Consider the following 10,195-nt stretch of genomic DNA (forward strand, 5'->3'; position numbering starts at 1 on the left):
TAGAAGTCATCGTAAAATCCCGCACCTGTTCGTAAATAGCCATAAACGCCGCATCGCCATAAATATCTTCTGCCTGCTCAGCAGGGTTCACTTTCTTAATGGTGTATTTAAAAGGCTTTAATAATCTATTAATTAAACCTGTCATTTTCATGGATTAATGGCCAAAGTTAATGTCATATTTCCTTATTCCCATATTTTGAAACCGCTTTTAAAACAATCGTTAAAAATAAGCGCAATCCCGCTATTTTTGCACGAATGGCCAATACCATGGACAATATAGAAAAAAATGTACATCCGGGATTTAATCCTCCCATCACCCATCCGGGGTACCTGGTCCGTTCCCGTTTACTGAAAGGCATAAAGAAATACAGTCCTTTTTTAAAAGGCCGGTTACTTGATTTTGGTTGTGGCTCCAAACCGTATAAAAGCCTGTTTACGGTTTCAGAATATATCGGGGTCGATTTTGACAGCCAGGGGCATCCGCACACCAACGAACAAATTGATTTTTTTTACGACGGGCATCACCTGCCGTTCGATAACGACCAATTCGATTCCATCTTCACCTCTGAAGTATTTGAGCATATTTTTAACCTGCCGGAGATCTTACAAGAGCTGAACCGGGTTTTAAAACCGGGCGGCCGGATCCTTATCACCTGCCCTTTTGCGATCTGTGAACATGAAGTGCCAAACGATTTCGCCCGCTATACCTCTTTTGCCATGAAGCATATGCTGGAAAAAAATGGTTTTTCTGTTTTGAACCTCGATAAAACCGGCAATGCTGTTGAAACGGTATGGCAACTACGAATAACCTATTGGCATCAGCATATGATCCCGATCGTAGGTAAAATACCGGTGGTGCGCTCGGTAGCCCGGTTGCTGATCTATACCGGGTTCAACCTGCTTGCCTTATTCTGGAGCAAGGTGCTTCCCGAAAGAAAAGACCTGTACCTGAATAATGTAGTGTTGGCCGAAAAAAGCAAATCTGTTTCAGCATGAGAATAGCCATCGTATCGATGATCAGGGAACCGTGGGGTGGCAGTGAGGAATTGTGGGCTGGCATGGCGGCAAAAGCATTGCAACAGGGACATACCATTGCGCACTCTACCTACCGGTTTTCACAGGTAGCCGATAAAGAAAAGCAACTGATCGAAAAAGGGTTGCTGCATATACCGCGTCGTGGTTATATAGCGCCCGGCACCCCTGTGCCCATTAGATGGTTAAAAAAAGCATTTTACCTATTGCTGAACAGGATCAATAATCCTTTCAGCCGGTTGCTGGCCACCCGGCCACACCTGGTGATCTATAATGGAACAGCCTATTCAATAGCCGAGGAAAAGGACCTCATCAGCATCTTACATAAAAAAAGAATCCCCTACTGTATCGTTGCCCAACTCAACAATGAGAACCGCCGCGAGTTCAGCAATCACGAAGCAGGCGTGATCAGGCAATGCTATCAACAGGCCCAACAGATCTTTTTTGTAAGCCGCCGCAACCTCAACACGGCCGAACGGCAACTGGCTACCCGTATTCCCAACAGCACAATCGTTCGCAATACGGTAAATCTCGACAGCATCGGCCTGGTACCCTACCCTGAACAAACAAAGACCCTGCAGCTGGCGCTGGTAGGTAACCTGCTCACCATTCACAAAGGCCAGGACCTGGTGCTGGAAATACTGGCCGCTGAGCAATGGAAAAACAGGCCGGTACACCTGAACATTTACGGACAGGGACCTGAAGAGCAATATCTGAAAGACCTGGTAGCATTTTATCAGCTACAGCATCGCGTTACCTTTTTCGGAAAAGTAAAAGACATCCGCCGCCTGTGGGCAGATAACCATATTTTGCTAATGCCTTCCCTTATGGAAGGAATGCCGCTGGCAGTTGTAGAAGCAATGATCTGCGGCCGGCCCTGTATTGTAACAGATGTAGGCGGCCATAAAGAATGGATCCAGGAAGGCATGGAAGGATTCATTGCCGATACCGCCTCTGTAAACTCTTTTGGCAATGCCATGGAAAGAGCCTGGCAGCAGCGCGAACAATGGCAGCAAATGGGTATGCAGGCCCATCATAAAGCCCTGCAATTGTACGGCAATGACCCGGCACAAATATTTTTTGACGCTATTCAACAACTCGTAAAACAGACTATTTGAAAAAACTGCTTTTTATATTTGGCACCCGGCCCGAAGCCATTAAAATGGCGCCATTGATCTTAGAGGCCCGCCGCCACGCGAACTGGTGCGAGGTGAAAATATGCGTTACTGCTCAACACCGCCAGATGCTTGACCAGGTATTACAATTCTTTGAATTAACGCCTGATTATGATCTGCAGCTGATGAAACCCGATCAAACCCTTTTTGATATAACAGCAAACGGTTTGCTTGGCCTGGCCCCGGTACTCGAAAACTACCAGCCGGATGTGGTGCTGGTGCAGGGCGATACCACTACCGCATTTATTGGCGCCCTGGCCGCTTTTTACCGCAAGATCAAAGTAGCGCATATAGAAGCAGGTTTGCGCAGCCATAATAAACTGTCGCCCTATCCCGAAGAGGTGAACCGCAAACTGGCCGGCGTAATCACCGACTTTCATTTTGCGCCTACCGATACGGCCCGTGAAAACCTGCTGCAGGAAAATATCCGGCAGGATATTTTTGTTGTTGGCAATTCTGTTATCGATGCGCTTTTGCTGGCGTTACAAAAAGTAAAGCAGCACGACGACCTGTACCGCAATTATTTCAATTTTCTGTTGCCCGGTAAAAACATCATCCTGGTAACAGGGCACCGCCGGGAAAGCTTTGGCGAACCGTTTGAACAGATCTGTTATGCGTTAAAAAAGATTGCGGCCGATTTCCCCGATTGCCAGATCGTTTACCCGGTACATTTAAACCCGAATGTAAAAGAACCTGTGAACCGGATTTTGCAAAACCAGGACCGGGTATTCCTGATAGAACCATTGGACTATCCATACCTGGTATGGTTGCTGTCGCAAAGCTACCTGGTACTCACCGATTCGGGAGGCATTCAGGAAGAAGCGCCCGCATTGGGAAAACCAGTGCTGGTGATGAGAAATGTTACGGAGCGTACAGAAGGAATTGAAGCCGGTACGGCCCGGTTGGTTGGCACCGGCAAAGACGATATTGTAAACAATGTAACCGAATTATTAAGGGACGGGGCAAAATATAAACAAATGGCGAATGCCGTTAACCCATATGGCAACGGTACCACCGCCACCAGTGTCATTCAGCAATTAAAACAATTACTATAATGGAGCTTCCGCTGATATCCATCGTATTGCCTACTTATAACGGTTCAAAATATATAGCCCAGTCCATCCAAAGCTGTTTACAGCAAACGTATGCAAACTTTGAACTGATCATTGTTGACGATTGCTCTACCGACAATACCCCCGATATCATTCGCTCTTATGCGCAAAAAGATAGCCGCATTAAGGCTATCAGGAATGAAAAGAATAAAAAGCTGCCCCTTTCATTGAACACCGGCTTCGAGGCAGCCGGCGGAAAATATTTTACCTGGACCTCTGACGACAATTATTATGCCCCCACCGCACTGGCAGAAATGGCCAAAGTGCTGGAAGCGGATGAGGCGTGCGGTTTGGTATATGCCGACTATACAACGATCGATGACGATGGAAAAGTTACCGGCACGCTGGCATTCGGTAATGTCAATGACAGCATGGTTAGCTGGAAGGGATGCGGCGCCTGCTTTCTGTATCGTGCCGAAATACACCACCAGTTAAAAGGATATGACGCCTCGGCCTTTTTAATTGAAGATTATGATTTTTTTATTCGCGCGTTGACCATTACCCGCTTTTATTATCTTAACCGGCACGACCTTTATTTTTATCGGCTGCATGCCGGGTCACTCACCTCTTTATACGGTTTTTATAATTTTGATCTGCAAAAAATAGTGATCGAACGGCAGCTTCCGGCCCTGCTCCGGGTAGCTTCAAAAAAGGATCAGGCCTTATGGTTCCGCAAATTTGCGGTTTATTATGGGGTCACCAAGAATAACATAAAAAGAATGGAGCATTATTTAAAGCTGCTCTATCCTATTTCCTTTAAGCAAACGATCATTACCATCGGTTATATTGCTGTCCGTAAACTGGCTGTTTTTTTCAGCATAAGCCTGGCTGCCGCCTGGATCCTGGTGAAACTGGTATTTCGGGGCAAAAAGTAAGATGAGGATAAAGCGAAAGGAGGTCGCCTCTTATTTTGAGACGACCTCCTTTCGCTTTATTTTTTGCAGGTAAGCTTATTTTCCGACGGGCTCTATAAAAGCTGCAGCCAGTTTATTGATCTCGCAATCATTTAACAGGCGTTTGTAAAGGCGTACTTCGTCTAACTTTCCATCAATGGAAACAATATCATTTGTCCACCAGCCACCGATCATCAGGTCACCGTTATCACATTTTTTAGCGTTTGCAAATGGTCTTGTTTTGGAACCTTGCAGCACGCCATCTACATATAACTTTTCAACTCCCCCGGCAAACGAAGCTATAACATTATACCATCTGCCCGCTACATATGTATTGGAATAAACTGATCCACTCGGATCGTATGAGTAAGTACTTGAGCACGGATCAGTTCCGGGCGTTACACCCCAATTCCATTTATTATCTGCAGGCTGGCTGCAATGTATTCCATAAGATAACGATGCCCCGGTTTGAAAATTTATTTTGCTCACTGTTACATGCCGGCGATTAATGGTATTTAACATTACCTGGAAAGAAATAGTAACCGTATCTGCATTCAGCTTAGGGTTGCCGGGAACGATCAGGTAATCATCGTAACCATCGAAGCCCGCAGCTTTATTGGCTTTTCCCAGGAAATCGGTGGTGAGGAAGGCGCCATTTTTAGCGGTGGCATTATTGCCATTGCCACTTTCATCATTAAAATTTCCATTGAATGGAAAATAGGCCAGCAGGTCCCTGGTAAGGTCAGTTTTGCAGGAGGTATCTGGTGGCGGCGGCGTTGGAATATAAACAGTATCATGTTTGCTGCAATCCTTACACTCTTCACAGTCTTTATTACAAGCAAAAAAAGATGACAGGACCAATAAACAAACTATTATTTTTTTCATGCTTTAAATTGTTGGCATTAGGGAAATTAGCATGTAAAAATAATCAACCCCTTAAATTATCCTTATAAAACAAATAAACGCGCACAAAACGGATATAGCCGTGTTGATTCGGGCGATAAGTGTGTAACGGTCGCCATGGGCGTTACACCTTACGTATTGCACTTTCAGCGAATAAAAATTCCAGAAACTTTTCCAGTCCCTTTCGCTTATTGGGCGTAAGCTCATAGCTGATATGTTCTGTCCAATATTTACGCAGGTCAAACAACGGGTAAGGATTTTCGGCTACAGCCGTTTCAATATGTTGCAATCCCAGCTTATTGGCCGCATCGAAGGCTTCAATAAAATCAGCAGGTAATTGCTTATTGCTCACCCAGGCAGCAAATACAAACGGCAGACCGGTCATTGCTATCCAGGCTTCGCCAAGGTCATATATATAGGGGGAAACTTTCCTTTGCTCCAGCGCCCGGTCGCCAATGACCACCCCGGCAGTAGTACCTTTTATCTGCGAGCGGTAATCGTCTTTGGTATCTATCAGTTCCACTTCCATTTTCCAGAACTTGCGCAACAACACTTTGGCCAGGGCCACCGAGGTACGGCTCTGGTAATCGAGTAGTACTTTTTCTACCTTCTCCAACGGAACTTCACTAAAAATGGCTACAGAAGCCACCGGACCTTCACAACCAATACAGTAATCGGTGATAATATGATGTTCTTTTAAATGCGGGATCACCGCCACGGGAACCAGGCCAACATCAATTGTTCCCTCCATCAGCATACGCGCAATATTAGCAGGATAATCCTCGATCAGTAACAATTGGTCAACCACAGGCGCACGCTGAATTCCAAATATTAAAGGCTTCGTATTGAGATAATTAACAATTCCAACCTTAATCTTATTCAATTGATTTAATTTTGCGGGCACAAAGGTACTCGACGTATTGTAATAAACAACAATTGTTCATGGAACTAAAAGCACTTACGGCCATCTCCCCTATTGACGGACGCTATCGTCATCAGGTTCAACATCTTGACGAATATTTCTCTGAATTTGCCTTAATTAAATACCGGGTACTGGTAGAAGTGGAGTATGTACGGTTCCTGGCCGATAAGAAATTCTTTTCCCTTACTGCTGCGCAGAAAAAAGCCCTGCAGGAAGTGTGTGATAACTTTTCTGTTGAAGACGCCCTGAAAATTAAAGACACCGAAAAGATCACCAACCACGACGTAAAAGCCGTGGAATACTTTTTAAAAGAAAAAATGGCTGCCATGGATGCCGAAGCCATCCAGGAATGGGTGCATTTTGGCCTTACCTCGCAGGATATTAATAATACCGCCATTCCGCTTTCGTGGAAACAGGCTATCGAGATCGAGTATCTCCCCGCCGTGCTGAACTTCAACCGGCAGCTGGAAATACTGGCAACCGACTGGAAAGAGGTGCCCATGCTGGCCCATACCCATGGACAGCCCGCGAGCCCTACCCGGCTGGGCAAAGAGATCATGGTGTTTGTAGAACGCATCGGCAACCAGGTGGAACAGGTTATCCAGGTGCCTGTTACCGCCAAGTTTGGCGGCGCTACCGGTAACTTCAACGCCCATGCTGTTGCATTTCCCGAAAAAGACTGGGTGGCTTTCGGCAACGAATTCGTAGAAGGGGTACTGGGTTTGCAACGCCAGCAGTTCACTACGCAAATTGAACATTACGATAACCTGGCTGCGCATTTTGATGCCATGAAACGCATCAACAACATCCTCATCGATTTTTGCCGCGACATCTGGACGTATATTTCCATGGAATACTTTAAACAGCGTACGCTGAAAGGCGAAATTGGCTCCAGCGCCATGCCGCATAAAGTAAACCCGATAGATTTTGAAAATGCCGAAGGCAATCTCGGTATCGCCAATGCACTGCTGGAACACCTGGCCGCCAAATTACCGGTGAGCCGCCTGCAACGCGATTTGACAGATTCAACCGTATTGCGCAACATCGGCGTTCCATTTGCACACATCATTCTCGCAATAAAATCAATTGAAAAAGGCCTGAGTAAACTGGTGTTGAATTCCAACGCCCTCAATGCCGACCTGGACAATAACTGGGCGGTAGTGGCCGAAGGCATTCAAACCATCCTCCGCCGCGAAAACTACCCGCAGCCGTACGAGGCACTCAAAGAACTGACCCGTGGCAAGAATGGCATTACCCAGGAAAGTATGCATCAGTTCATTGATGGGTTGAAAGTGTCTGCTGTTATAAAAAAGGAATTGAAGAAAATAACACCGCAGAATTATACGGGAGTGAATCCGGAGTTTTAAAATAGTTGATCAGTTGACGTGTTAACCAGTTAATACGTCAACTGATCAACTCGTCAACTGGTTAACTGGTCAACTTATATCTCCACCACAACATATCCCCCTTTTGAGTAAACTGCGCAAACCCATTCTTTTCCAGCACCCGTATACTCGCCTTGTTCCCCGCATAGGTTTCCGCCAGCACGGTGGTGATGTCAGGACGATTAGCAGTCCATTGTAATAACCCCTTTACGGCTTCGGTCATATAGCCTTTGTTCACCATGGAGGGCATGGTGCCATAGCCGATCTCCACACAGCCGTCAATGGCGGGCGGACCTTTAAACCCGATCTCCGCTACAATGGTGTGACTCAGTTTATCAATCACCAGCCAGAAAGTAAAAAACAGATAATCGTTTTCTGCAGCACGCCGCATGGCAGGCAGCGTTATCTTTTTTACCGTGTCCTGCACCTGGGGCGACATGCCACGACCAAACGGCGTCAGGTTCAGGGCGTGTTCCAGTTCGTCATTTCCCTTGCAGTACAACTCTAATTGAGCTATGGTAAGTGGAAATATATGAAGCCGTTCTGTTTCTATCACATGGGGGTTGCGGCTGCTGAAATAACACAGGTTCTTATTGCCTTCCTGAAAGTTGGGTTGTTGCTGAAACCCGCAACGCAGCAGTACTTTTTGTGAAGCGGTATTTTCTGCTTCTGTGATGGCCACTATCTGCGGCAGCTTCATTACGTCAAAGGCATACTGCCGGCCGGCCAGGGTGCTTTCAGTAGCAAAACCTTTGCCCCAATGATCCTTCAGCAATGCATACCCTAATTGTATTTCGTGGTTACGTTTGGCGTCGGCGCTTTCAACGGGAATAATGGCAAAAGAGCCAACAAAAGCGCCGGTAGCTTTTTCATCCATTGCCCAGCGGCCCATCAGCGGACGTTGCTGGTAGTACACAATGTTCCGTCTTAAAAACAGCGAACATTCCTTTCGGTCCCGGGCTTCGCGAATGTATCGCATCAGCTCCGGGTCACCATTCAGGCGGAAGAAGTTTTCTTCGTCTTCCAGTGTATACCGACGTATTATTAACCGGTCAGTTTCGAATATTACCATGCATACTAAGTTAAGTCTTCTTAGTTCAGGGGAAATCCGGTCTGGTCAACTGGTTAACTGATCAACTGGTCAACTATTATACCGCCTCTTTGTGAATTTCAGATGTAAAATGAAACTCGATATCCGGGTTGTTAGTCCGCTCGGTATTCAGGAACCATTCGCTTTGCGCCAGGTACACCAGGTGACCATCTTTATCGGTAGCAATGTTGTTCGATTTAAAGCGGGTGAAATCATCCAGTTTTTTGGGATCGGCACTGGTGACCCAGCAGGCTTTGTAATACGGCATAGCCCTGAATTCGCACGAAGCGCCGTACTCCTGTAACAGGCGGTACTGGATCACTTCAAACTGCAGGTCGCCCACACAGCCAATGATCTTTTTATTGCCGCCAAACTGGGTGAACAGCTGGGCCACACCCTCATCGGTAAGCTGTAAAAGACCTTTCTCCAATTGCTTGGTTTTCATCGGGTCCTTATTTATTACCTCTTTAAATATTTCAGGGGAGAACGAAGGAATGCCGGTATAGTAAAAATCTTCGCCTTCCGTAAGCGTATCGCCGATCTTGAAGTTACCGGTATCGAACAAACCCACCACATCGCCGGCAAAAGCTTCTTCAATAACATCCTTATCGCGGGCCATGAAGGTATAGGGGTTGCTGAAACGAACGTCTTTATCGAGCCGTACGTGATGGAAGTATTTGTTGCGTTCAAACTTACCACTGCATACCCGTAAAAAGGCGATCCGGTCGCGGTGTTTGGGATCGAGATTGGCGTGGATCTTGAAAATAAAACCCGAGAATTTGTCTTCTGTGGGTGGCACTTCGCGTGCTGAAGTAACGCGCGGGCGGGGAATGGGCGCAATGCGAATAAAGGTATCCAGCATTTCCTTTACGCCAAAGTTGTTGATGGCAGAACCAAAGAACACCGGCGCCACTTTTCCGTTCAGGTAATCAGTCACATTCAATTCGCCGTAAACACCATCCACCAGTTCCACATCTTCCCGCAGAATGGTAGCATCTTTTTCGCCCAGCTTTTCATCAAGGATGGGCAGACTGAGGTCAGAAATACTTACAGTATCATCGTCAGTAGCCTTTGTATTGGCGGTGAAAAGCAGCAGGTTCTTATCGTGCAGGTTGTACACCCCTTTAAAATCCTTCCCGCTGTTGATGGGCAGGGTCATGGGGTGCAGGGAGATCTTTAATTCATTTTCTATTTCTTCCAGCAGGTCGAACCGGTTCTTACCATCACGGTCCATTTTGTTGATGAACACGATCACCGGGGTATCGCGCATGCGGCATACCTCCATCAGGCGCCGGGTTTGCTCCTCCACGCCGTTCACGCTGTCAATCACCAGGATAACGCTGTCAACGGCGGTAAGAGTGCGGTAAGTATCTTCCGCAAAGTCCTTGTGACCGGGGGTATCGAGCAGGTTGATGAGGATATTTTTATATTCAAAACTCATTACCGACGTGGCCACCGAGATACCTCTCTGGCGTTCAATTTCCATAAAGTCACTGGTAGCGTGTTTTTTGATCTTGTTGCTTTTTACCGCCCCGGCCGTTTGAATGGCGCCCCCAAACAGCAGGAATTTCTCGGTAAGGGTGGTTTTACCGGCGTCAGGGTGCGAGATAATAGCAAAAGTGCGTCGTTTATGAATTTCGTTGTTGTATTTCATTGTGTTATAGTCCTTCCGGAAGCCTTACA

At 46.6% G+C, this 10,195-nt stretch carries 9 protein-coding genes; 5 read left to right on the forward strand and 4 right to left on the reverse strand.

The genetic code is table 11. From position 1 onward, the window contains the following. The first annotated feature begins 255 nt into the window (after nt 1-255). The 4 genes from ACJ751_RS20690 to ACJ751_RS20705 are packed head-to-tail and all read left to right on the forward strand — an operon-like array spanning nt 256 to nt 4,194. Complete coding sequence (locus tag ACJ751_RS20690; protein WP_407747425.1) at nt 256-996, forward strand: class I SAM-dependent methyltransferase; 741 nt, start codon at nt 256-258, stop codon at nt 994-996. Next, complete coding sequence (locus ACJ751_RS20695) at nt 993-2,150, forward strand: glycosyltransferase (RefSeq protein WP_407747426.1); 1,158 nt, start codon at nt 993-995, stop codon at nt 2,148-2,150. The genes ACJ751_RS20690 and ACJ751_RS20695 overlap by 4 nt, the downstream gene beginning before the upstream one ends. After that, on the forward strand, nt 2,147-3,262 hold the full coding sequence (wecB, locus tag ACJ751_RS20700; protein ID WP_407747427.1) for a non-hydrolyzing UDP-N-acetylglucosamine 2-epimerase: 1,116 nt from the start codon (nt 2,147-2,149) through the stop codon (nt 3,260-3,262). The genes ACJ751_RS20695 and wecB overlap by 4 nt, the downstream gene beginning before the upstream one ends. Next, nucleotides 3,262-4,194 carry a glycosyltransferase family 2 protein gene (locus ACJ751_RS20705; protein WP_407747428.1) on the forward strand — a complete coding sequence of 311 codons (933 nt, stop codon included), beginning with the start codon at nt 3,262-3,264 and terminating at the stop codon, nt 4,192-4,194. Before wecB ends, ACJ751_RS20705 begins: the two co-directional genes overlap by 1 nt. Before the next feature lie 75 nt (nt 4,195-4,269). Here ACJ751_RS20705 and ACJ751_RS20710 read toward each other — a convergent pair whose 3' ends face one another. Together ACJ751_RS20710 and ACJ751_RS20715 are read right to left on the reverse strand one after the other, a co-directional pair. After that, nucleotides 4,270-5,097 carry a LamG domain-containing protein gene (locus tag ACJ751_RS20710; RefSeq protein ID WP_407747429.1) on the reverse strand — a complete coding sequence of 276 codons (828 nt, stop codon included), beginning with the start codon at nt 5,095-5,097 and terminating at the stop codon, nt 4,270-4,272. Between the two features lie 142 nt (nt 5,098-5,239). Further along, nucleotides 5,240-5,998: a menaquinone biosynthetic enzyme MqnA/MqnD family protein gene (locus ACJ751_RS20715; protein ID WP_407747430.1), complete on the reverse strand. Its 759-nt coding sequence runs from the start codon at nt 5,996-5,998 to the stop codon at nt 5,240-5,242. A gap of 59 nt (nt 5,999-6,057) precedes the next feature. Here ACJ751_RS20715 and purB point away from each other — a divergent pair, with 59 nt between their 5' ends. Then, nucleotides 6,058-7,404, forward strand: a complete 1,347-nt coding sequence (gene purB, locus ACJ751_RS20720; protein ID WP_407747431.1) for an adenylosuccinate lyase — start codon at nt 6,058-6,060, stop codon at nt 7,402-7,404. Nucleotides 7,405-7,465: 61 nt separating this feature from the next. Here purB and ACJ751_RS20725 read toward each other — a convergent pair whose 3' ends face one another. Together ACJ751_RS20725 and ACJ751_RS20730 are read right to left on the reverse strand one after the other, a co-directional pair. Further along, nucleotides 7,466-8,494, reverse strand: coding sequence for a GNAT family N-acetyltransferase (locus ACJ751_RS20725; RefSeq protein WP_407747432.1), 1,029 nt, complete (start codon nt 8,492-8,494; stop codon nt 7,466-7,468). A 76-nt stretch (nt 8,495-8,570) separates the two neighbouring features. Beyond that, entirely contained in the window at nt 8,571-10,166 is a 1,596-nt protein-coding gene (locus ACJ751_RS20730; RefSeq protein ID WP_407747433.1) for a peptide chain release factor 3, read from the reverse strand. Nucleotides 10,167-10,195 lie beyond the last annotated feature (29 nt).

The sequence above is a fragment of the Niastella sp. genome, from assembly GCF_045805085.1.
GTDB lineage: Bacteria > Bacteroidota > Bacteroidia > Chitinophagales > Chitinophagaceae > Niastella.